Below are 16,446 nucleotides of genomic sequence, written 5' to 3' on the forward strand. Positions count from 1 at the left end.
ACAGAATCGGCGAATGAAGCGCGCCGGCAACTTCTCGCTCTATCTCGTGGCGCCGGTGCTCAGTGCCGTCACCCCGTTGCTGGTCTTTCCTTCGGTCACTCGGGTGTTCGGCGAGTCCGGCCTGGGCGCGATGGGCATCGCGCAGTCAGTGGGCACGGCCGCGAGTGTGGTGGGCGAACTGGGATGGGCGGTCGTCGGCCCGCAGAGGATCGCCGCGCTGTCAGGATCGGAGAGGGCGCGCTACGTGCGTCTTGCGTCGGCCAGTCGGCTTGTCGCCATGGCGGTGCTGCTGCCGGTGTCCGTGCTGATCGTGATGATGTTGTCGCCCGGCTTCAAGCTCGAAGCCGCCGTCATCGGGGTCGGTTCTGCGATGGCCGGTCTTTCGCTGGGGTGGGCGTGGATCGGAGCGAATCGGCCTAGTCGGATGCTCCTGTTCGAGGGGATCCCTAAGCTCATCCTTTCGGTGGGCGCGGCCGCGCTCATCAGCCTGGGCGGGAGTCTTGCGATCTATGGCATCGCGTTGATAGCTGCGGCACTGATTTCCCTCTGCGCGGGCATGATCGACTTCGGTGGGTTCCACAAGGATGCACGTGCGGACAGACACCAGATAGTGCAAGCGCTCAGAGACCAGGCGGTGGTCACCGGCGGGCGTTCGATAACCGCGGGCTTCACCGCGCTTCCGGTGACGCTGATGGCTCTTGTATCGCCGGGAGCCGTACCACTGTTCACCGCGATCGATCGCCTCGCACGGATGTCTCTGAGTGTTCTTGCCGCAGTGCCGAATCGTTTGCAGAGTTGGCTCGGCTCCGCAGGTACTCCCGAGGCCCTCGATCACAGAAACCGTCGGCAGCTGGCCTTGAACGTGAGCATGGGCCTGATCGTCGGCATCACCTACGCGATCCTGGTGCCGTATGTCGCATCGTTCGTGTTCTCGAGCACCGTCCACGTCGACCCGGCGCTCGCCTGGATGTCGGGTCTGATGATCGCAGTGATCTGCGTCTCACGTGGTCTAGGCCTTTCGCTGGTCGCATACGGCCGCGCGAAATGGCTGCTTCCATCCAGTGCTGCTGCGTGCGCCGTCGGCATCTGCGCCGTGCTCGGTCTCGGGTTCTGGTTCGGGGCGGCCGGCGGTGTCGCCGGTGTCGTCAGCGCTGAGGTGACTGGCGCTCTCGTTCAGGTACTCGCACTTCGTCGCCACCAAAAGCTTAGGATTGCGTGATGCGCGCCGCACCGATCCTTTCGGGGCCCGACCGGACCTCTCATCGATTCGAACGAGCGCCTGACCACGAGGTGTCATCCGCCGCGCGCTCGAAGCGGGTGCTCTGGTTCGCGGCTGTTGCCCTTTGGTTGGGCTGCGTAGGCGCCATGACGCTCGATGTCGGAATGCTGGTGTTCTGGATCGCAGCAGGAGTGTCCGCGCTGATCGTGCTCGTGGGCCTTCGCGGAGAACTCCGTTCCGGCGGGATGCTGTTCCTCGCCGTCTCCGTGGGCCTGGCGGCGGGGCCGAACAACACGACCAACGGCAATCAGTTCCAGGCTGCGCTCGTCGTCTCGGCCGGACTGCTTCTTGCGCTGCTGCTCAGCTTCTCGGGAGCCAAACTCCCGCGTCGCCACCGTTCGCCGGCGTTCATCGCGGTCGTCGCGGCGGCCATACTGTTTCTCGCTCTGGAGTACTTCTCGTCGGCAGCCAACGAGTCGGCGAACCTCACGTATGTCTTCGTCAGGTTCGTTCTTCCTTCGCTGTTGGCGCTACTCGTCTGCTTGCGATTGAGAGCGGGCGGTGCCCGCCTCTTCCTCGACGGAGTCATTCTGCTCGGTGTTGCTCAGGCGGTCCTGGCGGTGTTGGAGGTGGCCAAGATCGCCATTCCTCCGTTCGGACCGGCGACGACGAACGGCGCCGAGCTGCCGCATCCCATCAACACGGAGTTGATTCGAGCACAGGGCATGCTCGGCCACCCGATTCTCCTGGGGATGCTGCTCGTCGTGGCCATGCTCATCCTTGCTTTTCGCAGACCGCGCTCATCCCTTTGGGTTCTGATCGCGGGCGAGGCCGTTCTCGCACTCGGGGCGTATCTTTCGGGTTCGCGAAGTGCGTGGGCCATCGGCGCGGTGTGCCTCATCTTCGCCTTGGTCTCCGAGCGGGCGAGCGTAGTGGCCAAGATGTTCCTGGCTATCGCGTTGGTCGCTGTCTTGTCGTTCGCACTTCTGGACCAAAGGGCCTTCTCGCTGATCGCGGGACAATGGGATCGCTTCAGCGAGTCGGGCTCGTACTCGCACCGGGCGGACTTCTGGACGTATGTGGGGCAGCTCGCCAATCTACGATCCTCTTCTGAAGTGCTCTTCGGTTCGGGCGTCGGGTCCGAACTCGAGCTGTTCAACCGCGGACTCCTTCAGCAAGACGGATTCCAGGTCGTCGACAATCAGTTCCTGACGACTCTCGCGACGATCGGGATCACCGGGGCGTTCGCGCTCGTGGTCTTGTCGCTTGTCGGCGCATTCCGGCTTCGGGGAGGTGCGCGTCTTGCATTCATCTCCCTGTGCCTGATGTTCTTCATCTTCGATGAACTTCGTTGGCTGGGCCCCCCGATTCTCTTCTTCTCTCTGCTGGGTCTGGTAGGAATACCCCTCGATGCACGATCCGCGGAAGCTGAGACGGTCGCCGAGTCGGACTTTGCCGAGGTGAGGGCCTGAGAACGGCTTCGGAGATCTGAGCGCCTGGCTCATCGTCAAGGCACGTAGGCCGTTGTGATCTCCAGAGTCGGCGGCCTGCTGCTGTCTTTCCCATAGATCAATGCGAGCAGGGAGGCGCTGGTGCTCGGCTCGGTGAAGGCGACGTTCACGATGCCACCCGAACTGGTCAGAGCATCACGGACAAGGCCGGTCAGGTCGACGACGTACTCTGACGCGGTGCTGTTGATCGCGGCGTTGCCTGCCACGGACCCGAGAGGCGGCTTCGTGGCGTAGCTGACTGACATCTCATCCCAGGGTCCGGCAATGGCCTGCAGGGCGAGAACGGTGTCGGTGCCACCGGAATCGGTCGTGTTGGCGACGAAGCGCAGCTTGGCGGAGACGACCGTCTTCCCGACCAGTCGTGACGCGTCGAAGCGAATGTACGCCTCGCGGTTGACCGTCGTGTAGACCGGGTGCATCTTGACGAACAGTCCTGCGCTGGTCCCGAAGTTGGTGGTGGCCTGGTTCGTCGCGTTGCTGACGTAGGTGTCCGCGGTGGCTTTGAGCGTATTGAGCCAGGGGTTGGTCGTCGTGAGAGCAGCTCCCGCACTGAGATACTCGCGCGTCGGCGCGGTCACGACGGCGCCGATGCGAATCGATCCGGCGGCTTTGACCGTCACAACGCCGCCGGACGTCACGGTCGCGATCGTCGGATCGGCGGACCACCACGCGACGCTCAGTCCTCCGGGGGCCACCGGTGTCCCGTCGGGGGCCGTGACAGAGACGGTGGCCTGAACGGTGTCGCCCACGCGCGCTGTCGGCGCGGACAGCTGAACCGTGGCCTTGCCCAAGCTGAGAGGCACACCGCTCGACTTCGCGCCGGGCTGGGCGAAGAAGCGAACCTCAGACACTCCGGCGTAGGTCGACGGGTTGTTCTGGACGTCTGTCAGCAGTCTTATGAATCTCCCCTTGACCGGGGTCATTGCGTATGTGCTCCAGCCTGAACTCGAGATGCTGGACGAGTACGTCGTGTTCCACGACACTGCGTCGTCGGAGACGGCGATGGCGAAGGTCGCACCCGGAGGGACGGGATCGGCCCAGTAGATCTGCACGGTGGCGACCTGGCTTCCGTCCGGAAGCTGATATTGCAGGCTCTGATTGCCCGACGCGACCCACTTGGTCGCGACATCACCGTCCTTGGTCAGGGGGGCCAGTGTCGTCGAGGCGCTGGCCGTGGCATTTGCCACAGCGAGAGGGGCGACGGTGAAGTAGATCCTGTAGCTCGCACTCGTGCCATCGCCGGCCGTGGCCGTGACTGTTGCGACTCCGGGCACCCCTGTCGCCTGGACCACGCTGACGGAGGAGCCCGAGGTCGCCGTTGCCGCGACGACCGGGACGGCACCGGCGACAACGGGACGCGTGTAGACAGGAGTGTCGGAACGGAAGTCTGAGAGATTCGAACCGTCGACGGCGATCCCTGCAACGGAACCGCCGTTCGTCGTCGCCCAGGCACTCGTGGGTTGCGCGGGCGCAACACCCGGGCGCGCGACTCCCTCATGCAACGGGGTGAATTGCACGGTGAGCATGAGGCGGGTGATGGACGGCGCCAGGATGACGAGGTTCCGGATGCCGTCGTTCGTCGCTTGTCCTGCGGGATTCGGCGACGACCATCGCGGCGTGGACGAGGTCTGCGAAAAGGTCACGTTGCCGGGCGAGACGATTCGGGCCAGCAGCTGTCGGCCATTGCGCGTCAGCACTGCGCTCTTCCCGTCTGCGCTGATGTCGACGGTTGCCTGAGTGTGCATCGACCAGATCGCGTCGATCGGGGACGGTGAGATGATCTCGTCTTCGACGACGGCTTCGGTGCGACCGTTGATGAGCGCGACTCCGCGTTTCCACGTCGTCGCCCCGTTCGTCGCGCTTCCGGTCAGATAGGAGACGACGTAGCCCCCGGAGGGAGACGACCCCGATTGCGCAAAGGTCGAAACGGCTCCCGGAGGCTGGTCGGGGCCGCCCTTTGCGTCACTCAAGACGACCGTGTTATGACCCTCCGCACGGTTGCGGTAGTACGTCCATCGTGCTCCATTGACACCGCCGTCGAAGTAGCCGGGAAGACTGTAGTCATCGGGACCGAGCTCGGTGGCCCACCGTTGACCGAGAGCGTCTAGGACGAAGGTGCCGGCGTCGAGCTGAGGATGCCCGTTGTTGTTCGGATTGGCCGTCTTCGTCGCGACGAAGAGTGCGTCGGGATCCGACCACGACGAGCGGAGCGTGGCCACGCTGTTCCCCGCGAATCGCGCATCGAGGGGCTGGGTTGACTTTGCGAGCGAAGTCTCGGGCTGCCCCGATCTGTACCAGAGGAAGGCGAACTGGTTGGTGGACTGGAGCTGCGCCTGTTCGTAGGCCCATTGACGCAGAACGGGCTGCGAATACTCGTCCGCCAGCACGAACAGAGCCGGCACCCCACCCGTGACCGGCTTCGAATCGCCGAAATCGAAGACCTGACCCGTCGGCCCCTGCATGTTCACACCGAACTTCCCGGTATTCGCCATGCCGGGGAACGAGAAGACCCCCTGATCCGAGCCGGTTGAATAGCGCAGCGCTCGCCCCAGCATCACCAGGTGCTGCATCGCATAAGTCCAGTACTGGTATCCCTCGGAGAATCCGCCGTCCCCTGACAGGGCCGACATGCCTTGCTTCAGGCTGCTCATCGCCGATGTGTAGACGTCTCCCGCGAGTTGTGAGGCTCGGTCGGAGACGGCGAGGGAAGCGAGGGCGTATCCGGAGTTCGTGACGATGTTGTAGTTGCCTGCTTGGAGCGTCCAGGCGCTCTTCGCTTGATAGGCGTTCATCGCCGGGGTCAAGGATTCGCGGATGATCGCGTCGGAGAGTGCGCTCGTGCTGGCAGGATCCCAGTACGTCAGCGCGCTGTCGTACGCGATTGCAGCAGCCTCCGCCAATGTCGCATTCGCCAGGTCATTCCCGCTGCTCCAGCCTGTACGCTGGACGACCGGTGACCACTCCTGCCAGAGGCGCGAAGCGTATGTCTTGTCGCCCGTGACTTGCAGCGCGATCGACAGGGTCGTCGTCCTGTCGTTGATCGTCTGGGCGGCGGAATACACGTCTCCCGAAGCGGGAAGTCCGATGGGGGCCGTGTTCAGCAGTGCCGATGCCTTGGCCTGCGTGCGCTTCCAGAGATCGGCGGAGCGCGCATCTTTGGAAGCCCTCGCAGCCAGATCATCGAACGACGTGCGGCTCCCGAGGAGTCGTGGATGCACGGTGGCATCGAACGTCGGCAGCGCCATTGCGCGTGTGCTGACAGGGACCGCTTCAGCTGGGCGGGGTGCGCCTTGCCAGGCGAGAGCGCCGAGGACGAAGGAACTGGCCAGGAAGATCACCAAGAACTTCATCAGCTTTCCCTTGCTTCAGCGGAAGCCACGGCCGTCGCGTCGGGATGTCGACGGACAGCGGCGCGTCACGGGGCGGGAAGTAAATCGGCCTCGATGATCGCCAGTATATCGGTGATGCAGAGCCTTATCGAGCGATCTGCCCAAAGGGTCGCATGTCTTCAGCGGACGCGCAGATGGGCCGTCTCGATCGAACCCGACCAGCATGGCTGCGCCCTCCAGAGCGAGAGACCGCCCGGACGAAACCTGGGCTCAGGCATCCGATCGCTAACGCTTGTACTCGAGGACATCGTTGCCGACGACGGCACGAAGATAGCCGATTCCTCGGAGCATGGTGCGATACCCGCGCGCGGCTCGACGCGACCGATTGGGGTTGAGCCCGGTCACCATCCCAAGCGTTCCGCCGGCAATACGTAGCGCGCCAGCGAAGACGATCGATAGTCGGCGAATGGAAGAGCCCGGGCGGCCTGCGCCACGATCGGGCCGGAGGAGGGCTACGCGACCGTGGGTGTTTCCGCCGCGGATCGCACGTGTGCGGATCCACTGCGCCGTGCACCGGGAAGAGGGTACTGTCTCCGATACCCAGGCCTCGCTCGCCCAGACGATGACGTTGCCGGCGCTTGTGAATTGACTGGAAAGAAAGATGTCGGAGCCCCCGGACTCGCTGAAACGATCATCGAAACGAGGGGCAGTGCTAGCGTCGAGGGCGCTTCGGCGGATCGCCAGGTTGTTCGTCGCTGCTTCCTTCACGCGCGTACCGTCTGCTATCCGCGGCGACGAGAAGAAGTCGCCGAGTTCTGCCCAGCGGGGAATCCGAACCTCGTAGTCCGAGCGCACCGGGCCGGAGACGGCGTCGGCCTGCGCATTCAGAATCGGACGAATGATCTCGTCGAGCCACTCCGAATCGACGACTTCGTCGTCGTCGATGAAGCAGACGATGTCGTAGTCCTTGGACTCGTCCAGACCACGATTTCGTGCCGCCGCAATGCCGGGTCGAGGCTCGCAGACCCCGCGAACGGGAAAGTCGAATTCACCCCGGTGCTCGTTGACCGCCCGTGCCGAATGCCCGGCGGCATCGTTGTCGACCACGATGACCTCGAATGCGTGCCCTGAACGGAGTTCGTTCAGCGACCGCAGGGTCTGGAACAGCAGCCTTTCACGTCGATATGTCGCGAGGAGAATGGCGATGGTCGGGCTTGTCATGGAACGGCGCCTCTGGACGTCGTGACGGCCACGGCTGTCGGTCTGTGAGTTCGAGCGAGGCGGCATCACTGTCCTTCGGTGATGTGGAGGGCTTCGGCGATGCGATTGAAAAACGCGAGTGACAGTAGTGCCTCCACAGAAGCCTTTCCTCAGGTGACGAGATGGGCAGAGGTGCATGGCGGACCGAGGCTCAGGCGCATATTCGACGCCGAGATGTCAGCCGGTCAAGCTGCGGTCTCTCCCGGCGCGAGCACCACCTTCACCGTCTTGAACAGGATCAGCATGTCATTGGCCAACGACCAGTTTTCCACATAGGAGAGATCGAGACGGACCGACTCCTCCCATGACAGCGTGGAGCGCCCGCCGACCTGCCACGGGCCCGTGATGCCGGGCTTCATCAGGAAGCGACGGTGCACGTGCTCCGCGTACTTCTCCACTTCCGCGGGGAGCGGCGGGCGCGGACCGATGAGAGACATGTTTCCGGCGAAGACGTTGAACAGCTGCGGCAGCTCGTCGAGGCTGAACTTCCGCATGACGCGGCCGACCTTCGTGATCCTGGGATCGTCGCGCATCTTGAACAGCACCTCGTTGCCCAGCTCTGCCTGACGGGCCCGAAGCATTTCGAGCTGATCCTCGGCGCCCTGAACCATCGAGCGGAACTTGAGCATGCGGAAATGCTTGCCGTTGCGCCCCACGCGCTCCTGATAGAACAGAGCGGGCCCGGGGGAGGTGAGGCGCACGATCAGCGCCAGCACGAGCAGCAGCGGGCTCAACACGACGATGCCGATGCCGCTGGCGACGAGATCGACAGCACGCTTCGTGAAGCGCTGACCCTGGCTGAACGTCGGCGTCTCGACGTGGATGAGAGGCAGTCCGGCGACGGGCCGCACATGCATGCGGGGGCCGGCGATGTCCATGATTCCCGGTGCCAGCACGAGGTGCTGCCGTCCGGCTTCGAGCCCCCACGAGATGCGCTTGACCTCGGTCGCGGAGAGGTCGTCGGCCGAAGCGATGACGACGGTGTCGGCGCCGTGCTTGTGCATCGCGTCGATGACCGTGCTGAAGGTGCCGACGATCGGCACCTCGGTGCCGAGGAGGAAGGCCTCGCCGTCGGTGGACGGCACACAGGCGCCGACCGGCGTGAAGCCGGCGCCGGGCGCGCTCTTCAACTCGTGCGCGAGATTCGCGACAGAGGCCCGGGACCCGACGAGCAGCGCGTGCGCGGAGTACGCGCCGACAGCCCGGCGGTGCAGCAGCCAACGACGCCACACTGCCCGGGACAGCAGCAGAGCGGCCAGACCGATCGGGAGAGTGAGGAGGAAGTACCCGCGGGCGAGGTCCACCTTCGCCAGGTACGCCACGATGGCGATGAAGCCGAACAACCGGAAGCTGCCGCCGATGACCCGCAAGTACTCGGTCCAGCCGGTGCCGAGGATGCGATGACTGCGGGAGTCGTTGAGTCCGAGCGTCCACGTCCACAAAGCGGTGATGGCACCGGAGACCAGCCAGTACGGAAGATCCTCACTGAGTCGCGCTCCGAGGCCGAGCCAGAAGTACTGCGTGACGAAGACCGTCGCCGCGACCACGAGGAGGTCGCTGATCAGCAGGTTCGTGGAGATGCTCTGACGCCAGCTCCGAGTTGAAACAGAACGGACGGCGTTGCCCGCAGTTGCAGCGTTCGCAATATCCGCCGTCGCAGCCACCATTGTTTCCCCCAGCATCAGCAAAAGACCCCTCGGCCCCCAAGCCGCCGGTGGCCCGTGCGAGCAGGTCACGGAGTGGTGTTGACAGCATACGGCAGGCAAATTCCCAGGAAAATGCGGCGAGGGATTCTGTCGTCTTTTGGCCGGGGTCGGGTCGCGCAACGCTCGCTGACGCCGCGTGGTCTTCCATCGTGCGCGGTGGCGTGCGGCGAGCATTTCGCGACCGGTCCCTACCGGGTCCGTGCCTCCTGACGTAGTCTGCCCGTAGCGGCCTGTGGGAGGTCGCGGCGCCTGTGGGAGGCGCCTGGGGTGCCAGGGGAGGCACGGGGTGAGCGACGCCGCTCGACCGCTGCGCGCGGTCGAATCATGGGACGCGATCGATGATCGTGCGGAGCCTGACGCCTGGAAAGCAGGGCTCCTCGCCCGCGCGGAGCATACGGTGCCCGCCGGCGGATGGCAGGCGGGCCGTTCGGATGGCGTCCGTCGCATCTACGTCGCGGCAGACCGCACGGTCCTCGGCGGCAGCGAACTGATGCTGCTGCGGATCACGGCCGTTCTGCACGACATCGGCGTCGACGTCACCGCTGTCGTGCCGGCGCCGTCGCCGGTGCTGGTCGAGGCCGTGCGCGCGGGGCTCCCGGTGATCGCTCTGCCCGCTCGCAATCGGCTCGAGTGGATGTACGCGCTTCGGCGGTGGGACCGCACGCGCCCTGCGGGCCTGCTGTGGTGCAACGGACTCGTGTCGTCGGCCGCCACGCTGGCGCGCACCGATCGGCTGGTGCATCTGCATCGGCGCCCCCACGGCTGGCGCAGCCTTCTGGTGCGGCTCGTTCGACGCGGCGCGGTGACCACACTCGTGCCCTCATGCGCCATGCTCGACGCCGTGCCCGACGCTCTGGTGCTGCCGGACTGGACCGATCGGGTCCGCCGAGCGGACCCGGTGCCCGACAAGGACGGCCGGATCCGCATCGGATTCCTCGGATCGCTCGGTCTCGACAGCGGTGTGCACGTCCTCGCGGAAGCCGTCGAACACCTTGAAGAGTGCATGCCCGGCCGATACCGGCTGGTGCTCGGCGGCGAACCCATGTCGGTGCCGGAGGAGGATCTGGCGGCGATGGAGGACGCCCTCGGCCCCGTTGCGCACCTGACGCACCGCACCGGCTGGATCGACGCCGATGACCTGTTCACCGCCATCGATCTGCTCGTGGTGCCCTCGGTCGTCGAGGAGTCGTTCGGGCTCGCCGCGGCCGAGGCGATGGCCGCGCGCATGCCGGTGATCGTGAGCGATGCCGGAGCGCTGCCCGAGGTCGTGGGTCCACGGGGTGAGATCGTTCCCGCCGGGGATCCCATCGCGCTCGCCGAGCGTATCGCCGACCTGACGGCCGGGTCCGACAGCACGCATCGCGGGGCGCTCTTCGAGCGCTGGTTCGCCGAGTACTCGCCGGCGGCGGGTACGGCGCGGATGCGCGCTCTGGTCGACGCGCTGGGCGTGCGCACCAGAGACCCGATGCGGTCCGTCCCGCCGCCCCAGTGACGAGGTCAGGTCCCCAATCCTGACGCCCCGCGCGGCCGGACCGCCGTGGGGAGCACGGATGGCGGGGAGGAGCTCAGCGTTCCCCTGTCAGGAGCGGGGCTCAACCCGCTGACGTCACTTTTCCGTCCGGACTGACCCGTTCTCCTACGTGGGGATGAATCTGGGAGCGCAGCACCGGCATGTGACCTCGGTACGAGAAGTGCATGGGGATCGTCCTTGACCGGTTCGCTGGAGGCGTGCGATCTCGGGGCTGTGACCGTTGCCGTGCATCGGCACGGGCGCCGGTCGGTCCGCTCGATCGCGGTCGGGCGGGGCCGTGTGGTGTTCTTCGTGAGCCATGACGGCGTCGTCGATGTGTCCCTCGAAGGGCGTCGGATCACCGCCGTCGGCGGGCAGGGCGTTGTGGTGACCGGCCCGTCGTTGGCGAGGATCTCGGCGGCAGACGGTGCACAGAGCACGGTGATCGATGCTCCGAGCGTCGCGCTCTCGGCAACGCCGATACCGCACCGCGCCTTGCTGCTCATCGAGAGCTCGACGGTGGTTCGTCCGGCGAACGACTTCGTGCGCGCGCTGCTCGCCGGCCGTCATGCCGTTCCTCAGCGTGCCCGTGCGCACCTCGAGTCGGCCCTGGTCGCCCTGGTCGATGCGGCGATAACGTCGAGCGCGGCCGAGAAGGTCCAGGCCTCATCCTCGCTCGATAGGGCGTTGTCCCTCATCGAGAAGCGGTACTCAGACCCCGCCCTGTCGGCCCAGGCGATCGCAGACGACGTCAACGTCTCCCTGCGTCAGCTCGAGCGCGATTTCGCCGCGTTGGGGCGAACGATCCGGCAGGAGATACGGCGCATGCGGGTGCTCAAGGCGGTGGCGTTGTTGCGGGATCCTGCTGCGGCGCGTCTGAGCGTGTCGTCGATCGCCGAGCAGGTCGGTCTCAGCAACGGGTCGAGCCTGGCGCGGGCGATGGCTGCGGAAGGCCTCGCCTCGCCCCGGCAGCATCGTGCCACGGGAAGCCGCGGGCGACTCGAGACAAATACCCCGCGCGACTCGATTTCACACCGCAATCGCCACAATCGGCCGCTTCGCCGGTTGTCATCGCCGGAGTCGCTTTACATGGCTGAGGCCGCGACGCCTCCCGAATCCCGGGCAGACACATCCGCGGTGTCCCGAATCTAAGGCATCAGGAAGAGCGAAGACAATGACGCAGAGCAGTTTCACCCGAGATGTACCACGGCGCACGATCGTCAAGGGGGCGGCGTGGTCGTTGCCGGTGGTCGCCGCCGCGATCGCGGTACCCGCACACGCAGCGTCCACCAGTCCTGCCTCGCAGGCGCAGCTGTCAGCCCAGGTCGGCGGCTCGATCACGGCGGACGACAACGCCAAGACGGCGACGGGCACGCTCAACGGCGGCGTGGTGATCTCGAACGTCAAGAACGGGCCGTGGGAGACCGGAGCGCTGACCGGGAAGTACATCGGCTCCGGCCAGTGGACGAGCTTCGCGATCACCAAGCCCGACGGTCAGCCCTTCGCGACCGGTGAGACGATCGTCGCCGGCGGCGTGACGTGGACCGTCACGCAGGTCGTGACCGACGCGGACGGCACGTGGGAGATCGACTTCGCGGGCCCCTCGCAGTCGGTCAGCGCCGACACCGTCTTCTCCCTGCCCCCGGCGGTCTTCTCCGGCGCTTGGACGGGCACTCCGACGACCAGGAATCCTGTCGCGGGCACCGTCTCGGTCGCCGCCGCCAACATCAACAACGGCGTGACCGTCAGCGGAGCAGTCAGCCACCCCTGACGGCCCGAGGCGTGGCGAAACCGTGAGACCGCACGGCCGGCGTCACATCCTCGGTCTGCCGCACTCCTTCTCTACAGGGCGATGCAGGGTTCCTCCCCGGCCCTTGCGTAACCCCTGCGTCCTCCCTCCCAAGGTGGGAGAACGCGACGGCCGTACCGGGTCGACGCCCGGTACGGCCTCGTCCTTGCGCCTATGCCGGCGCCATCCACTGGCTCACGATGTCCCTCCCTCGGGAAGGCGCGGCGGCGTGTTGCGCCAGATCCAGGGGACTATTCGCGTGGATGCGCCGCGTCAGCTGCTGGCGTCGTCGTGGGGCGGGTGCGAGTTCTCGATCAATCGCGCCGCTTCTGCGATCGGCGTCATGGTGACGCGCGCGTGTGGGCCCCATCGCGAACATCACCGTGGCGTGACTGGAGGTCGGCCCGTCGGTGAGATCGCAGGCGAACGTGCATGTGTTCGCCGGCGTTTTCTCGCTCGCGCTGGAGTTGCTTCCTCAACTGGGACAGCTGCAGCCCGTGCTCGAGCATGACCGATCTGCGGAGGCTGGCAACGGACCCGAAGCCGCTTTCCCGGGCGACCACGTCGAACAGGAGATCCGGCCGGGATCGCATCAAGGCCACCGCATGGTTGATCCGCGCAACGCGGAGCACCTCAGCAACGCTCTCTCCTCTTGCCGAGAAGACTCGCTCCAGCGTCCGACGCGAGACACACAGTTCCGAGGCGATGTGTTGGATGCCGATGCCGGCATAAGCGTGGTCTCGGTCGATAAGTCGCCGCGCCCGCCCATGAAGGTCGAGATCGCCGGTGCTCGAGGTGTGGAACGCCTGCATCAGGGAACGAGCCGTGTGGCGGGTGAGGTCGGAGAGGGCTTCCTTTGGCGCGCTAGAGGCTGCATCCGTCAACGAAGCCAGAGCCCACAGGTAGCCGAACGCTACCTGGTAGATGGGGGATGAGGTGCCCGATCTTCCGCTCAACAGCGTTTCGTCGAGCATCAGCGGGGCGACGTCGGAGCGGTGGAACGAGAAGAAGACCGCACGGGACCTGCGGCCGATCTCGATGGCGACCGTTGTCTGACCGGGGACGACAACATGCAGTCCGGCACCATGGATCGAACTTCTGCGCGCGTCGTCGGTGATCTCGGTGGATCCGCCTGCGATGAAGCAGAAAAGGTAGCGCTGCTGCCTTTGGGCGTCGATCCGCTTCCACGTCAGGCTCACGGGGCCGCCATCGATGCGGCTCACCGTCAGGGTATCGAGCGTGACGGAGGACACATGCGAATGCCGCAGGTGCCCCGAGACCACACGCAGCTCGCCCAGCTCAGACCCGACCGTCAAGAAGTGGTCATCCCGAACGTCGCGCAGGAGGTGATCCTCCAGCACAGCGCGACTGGTCACTCCGGTCTCCGATCTCACCCCTGCGTCATTCAGAAGGAGCGCGCACAGAGCGAGAAGTGACGTGTGAACGCGAGAAGGCCGGTGCCGTCTCCTTGAAGTGACGGCACCGGCCTTCCTTGCCGACGCTCAGGTCGCCGAGCAGCTTGCAACGCGGGGCGACGTGAGGAAGATGTCGTCCTGCGAGGTCGGCGTCGCCGCAGGCAGGTGGAAGTCATAGGTGAGCGTGTGCGTCCCGGCGGTGGGGAAGAAGTAGCTGAAGTTGTACGTGCCCCACGGATAGCTGTTCGTCGCCGTCCGGATCGGCAGCTGGGTCGCACCCGGAGTCTGATCGGCGTACGTGCTGAACTTCGCCACGAGGTTCCCATCGATCGCGATGTCGACGAACTGCACCGTGCTCGCGCGAGTCGGAACGGGCTGCTGTTGCAGACCGCCGTGCTGTGCGAGACCGTTGAGCACGAACGTGACGGTGGTGTTCGGCTTGCCGATCGTGATCGTCGTCGACGTCCGGACGGTCACCGGCGACGTGGTGGACGCGTTGTCCCGCAGCGAGACGAACACGTTGGACTGCTGTGGCTGAAGGCCTGTGCCGCCCCACCCGTTGAGGTTGGCGGCACCGGTCAGGCCACCGCTCACCGGGCTCTGAGTGATCCAGGTCGACTCCGCCGGGATCTCGGCGCACGGCGTGACGACACTCGCCGCGGCCAGCGGTGTGGCGGCCGCTACCGCGATCACGGGCACCGACCATGCGGCGCCCCGTACGAGCGTGCGTCGGCTCACGCCGCGCGGCTCGCTCGCGTTGTCAACCACGAACTCCGGAATATCAATGCCGTGACCCTGCGTCATGAACGTGTCCTCTTCTCCAGTCGGGGGTGAGCCGGGAGCGTCGGAGTCGGACGCTCCCGGCTGGCCGTCACGATATTCCGGTCCGATGGCGACGAACCGCCCCGCACCTGCGTCCACCCGCCATTTGGCGGATACCGGAACATCCCCGCCGCAATCTGCACCGTGCGACGCCGCACTCCGACACTCCGACGGCGTGGTGCCGCCTTTGGGGTTCTCTGTCCTGCCAAGGTGCGGACAAACGCGGCAGCGATCAGCACGACCACGACTGAGGAGGAACCATGCAAACCCCGACCACCGTCAAGATCTCGTTCTGGATCTTCTTGATCGGTCTCATCCTGGATCTCGTCGCCGGAGTGCTCGTGATCCTCAGCGGCATCGCGCTCCTGGCCAGCGACTCCTCGGCGACGGCTGAAGGCACCACGGCCGGCGGTGCAGTGTTCATCACCGCGGGCGTCGTCGCCCTGATCCTCGCACTGGTGCAGCTGCTGATCCTGTGGAAGATGAAGGCCGGACGCAACTGGGCACGCGTCGTGCTGACCGTGCTCGAGGTGCTCTCGCTCGGGTCGCTGTTCACCGGTACCAGCGGGATGGGGATCATCGCGCTCGTGCTCGGCGTCGTGGCAGTCGTGCTCATGTGGGTGCCGGCGTCCAATGCATACTTCCGAAAGGCCTGACCCGAAGCACTCATGAAGTTCGCACGACGAGAGGCACCAGAACGGCGCCGCTCTGCCCACCAGAGCGGCGCCGTTCTCCTACTTCTGCCGGATCAGGCCGGGACGACCAGTATCTGGCTCTGCGCGTGGCTGCCGCCCGTCGGAGTACCGCAGACCGTCGTGGACTCCGAGGTGATCAGGCCGGTGATGCCGCTCTGCGTGCCGCGCATGCCCGCGTTGATCTGGTCGATGAGGTACCAATACACCGCCGCACTGTTGGGCGTCTGGAAGTTCCAGTTCGCATCGAAGGTCAGGTCGGTGTAGCGCCAGATCGCGTACTGTGTGCCCTCGATCGCGTCGTTCGCGCTGAGCGGCGCCGTGAAGGGACGCCCCGCCGCTGCTGCGTTCGCGGCGACGGCGGTGGTCAATGCGGCGAGGGTCACCGCGGGGTAGCTGTTCTGGATGATCCAGAGCACCTTGCTGTAGATGTCGGCGCTGCCGGTCAAGTAGTTGCTGCCGAGATAAGTGCCGAGGCCTCCGGCGGTCGCCGCCATGTTCGACTTCGCCGAGACGTTGTGCTCGACGCAGTACGAGTAGTAGTCCGGCGTTCCCGGGCTGGCCGGGTCCGCCGGCGTGGTGGTGTAGACGCCGTGGATCCCGGTGCCGGCGTAGCCCTGCTGCTTGGCGCCCATCCACAGCCCCGAGACCATGACCGGGATGCTCGCGGTCGCGCCGTTCGGCGAGATCTGGCCGAGCACCGTGTAGGTGCCGGGGGTCGAGCTGGTGATGATGTGGTTCGTGAGGTCGACGACGCCGTTCGCGTCCGAGACGAACGTCTTCGGCGCGGTGGTGTTGTCGTCCCAGTGGAACGACGACTGCCCGGCGGGGGCCGCAGGCGGAAGCGTCACGATGATCGCCTGGTTCGCGACCGGCGTCCCGTTGTTCGTGATCGTGAAGGCGATGCTGCCGATCGGCGTGCAGACGCCCGTGGGCACCGGCTGGGTGCCGGGCGTGATCACGACGCCGTTCGACGCGGCGTACGCCGGCACCGCGGTCGCCGCTGCGATGACCGGCAGCGACCAGGCTGCGCCCTTGACGATCGTGCGTCGCGTGAAGGCCTTCTTCGGCCCGTGCTCGTTGTCGAGCTGTCCCATGCTGATACTCCCCTTTACAGGCGCTGGCCGGAGTGCCACCGTCCACATGAGAGAAGGAGTGAACACGCGCGTGAAGGTGACGCGACGCGAGGGAGC

The 16,446-nt window shown here is 65.9% G+C and carries 12 protein-coding genes; 6 read left to right on the forward strand and 6 right to left on the reverse strand.

Translation table 11 applies throughout. The features are described 5' to 3' along the window. Positions 1–13: 13 nt before the first annotated feature. Positions 14–1,219: a lipopolysaccharide biosynthesis protein gene (locus tag AERO9AM_RS03385; protein WP_159574887.1), complete on the forward strand. Its 1,206-nt coding sequence runs from the start codon at positions 14–16 to the stop codon at positions 1,217–1,219. Further along, positions 1,219–2,691, forward strand: coding sequence for an O-antigen ligase family protein (locus AERO9AM_RS03390; protein ID WP_159574888.1), 1,473 nt, complete (start codon positions 1,219–1,221; stop codon positions 2,689–2,691). The genes AERO9AM_RS03385 and AERO9AM_RS03390 overlap by 1 nt, the downstream gene beginning before the upstream one ends. A gap of 35 nt (positions 2,692–2,726) precedes the next feature. Here the strand turns inward: AERO9AM_RS03390 and AERO9AM_RS03395 are convergent, their stop codons facing one another. The 3 genes from AERO9AM_RS03395 to AERO9AM_RS03405 all read right to left on the reverse strand — a co-directional run bounded on the left by AERO9AM_RS03395 (position 2,727) and on the right by AERO9AM_RS03405 (position 8,986). After that, a complete protein-coding gene (locus tag AERO9AM_RS03395) occupies positions 2,727–6,080 on the reverse strand; it encodes a CBM96 family carbohydrate-binding protein (protein ID WP_159574889.1) in 3,354 nt (1,117 codons plus the stop codon). Positions 6,081–6,344: 264 nt separating this feature from the next. After that, positions 6,345–7,280, reverse strand: coding sequence for a glycosyltransferase family 2 protein (locus tag AERO9AM_RS03400; protein WP_159574890.1), 936 nt, complete (start codon positions 7,278–7,280; stop codon positions 6,345–6,347). A gap of 224 nt (positions 7,281–7,504) precedes the next feature. Then, positions 7,505–8,986 carry a sugar transferase gene (locus AERO9AM_RS03405; RefSeq protein WP_236602460.1) on the reverse strand — a complete coding sequence of 494 codons (1,482 nt, stop codon included), beginning with the start codon at positions 8,984–8,986 and terminating at the stop codon, positions 7,505–7,507. A gap of 325 nt (positions 8,987–9,311) precedes the next feature. Here AERO9AM_RS03405 and AERO9AM_RS03410 point away from each other — a divergent pair, with 325 nt between their 5' ends. The 3 genes from AERO9AM_RS03410 (at position 9,312) to AERO9AM_RS03420 (ending at position 12,306) form a co-directional block, all read left to right on the forward strand. Next, on the forward strand, positions 9,312–10,517 hold the full coding sequence (locus tag AERO9AM_RS03410; protein ID WP_159574892.1) for a glycosyltransferase: 1,206 nt from the start codon (positions 9,312–9,314) through the stop codon (positions 10,515–10,517). Positions 10,518–10,733: 216 nt separating this feature from the next. Then, entirely contained in the window at positions 10,734–11,687 is a 954-nt protein-coding gene (locus AERO9AM_RS03415) for a helix-turn-helix domain-containing protein (RefSeq protein WP_159574893.1), read from the forward strand. Between the two features lie 22 nt (positions 11,688–11,709). Next, on the forward strand, positions 11,710–12,306 hold the full coding sequence (locus tag AERO9AM_RS03420) for a hypothetical protein (protein WP_159574894.1): 597 nt from the start codon (positions 11,710–11,712) through the stop codon (positions 12,304–12,306). Positions 12,307–12,665: 359 nt separating this feature from the next. On the opposite strand, the gene AERO9AM_RS03425 is transcribed toward AERO9AM_RS03420, so the two are convergent. Together AERO9AM_RS03425 and AERO9AM_RS03430 are read right to left on the reverse strand one after the other, a co-directional pair. Further along, positions 12,666–13,700 carry an AraC family transcriptional regulator gene (locus AERO9AM_RS03425; RefSeq protein WP_159574895.1) on the reverse strand — a complete coding sequence of 345 codons (1,035 nt, stop codon included), beginning with the start codon at positions 13,698–13,700 and terminating at the stop codon, positions 12,666–12,668. Between the two features lie 126 nt (positions 13,701–13,826). Further along, entirely contained in the window at positions 13,827–14,543 is a 717-nt protein-coding gene (locus AERO9AM_RS03430; protein WP_159574896.1) for a hypothetical protein, read from the reverse strand. Positions 14,544–14,821: 278 nt separating this feature from the next. On the opposite strand from AERO9AM_RS03430, the gene AERO9AM_RS03435 reads away from it, so the two are divergent. After that, a complete protein-coding gene (locus AERO9AM_RS03435) occupies positions 14,822–15,217 on the forward strand; it encodes a hypothetical protein (protein ID WP_159574897.1) in 396 nt (131 codons plus the stop codon). Positions 15,218–15,309: 92 nt separating this feature from the next. Here AERO9AM_RS03435 and AERO9AM_RS03440 read toward each other — a convergent pair whose 3' ends face one another. Then, positions 15,310–16,350, reverse strand: coding sequence for a thioester domain-containing protein (locus AERO9AM_RS03440; RefSeq protein WP_159574898.1), 1,041 nt, complete (start codon positions 16,348–16,350; stop codon positions 15,310–15,312). Between the last annotated feature and the right edge of the window lie 96 nt (positions 16,351–16,446).

Origin of the sequence: Microbacterium sp. 8M (assembly GCF_902506375.1) — a bacterium.
GTDB lineage: Bacteria > Actinomycetota > Actinomycetes > Actinomycetales > Microbacteriaceae > Microbacterium.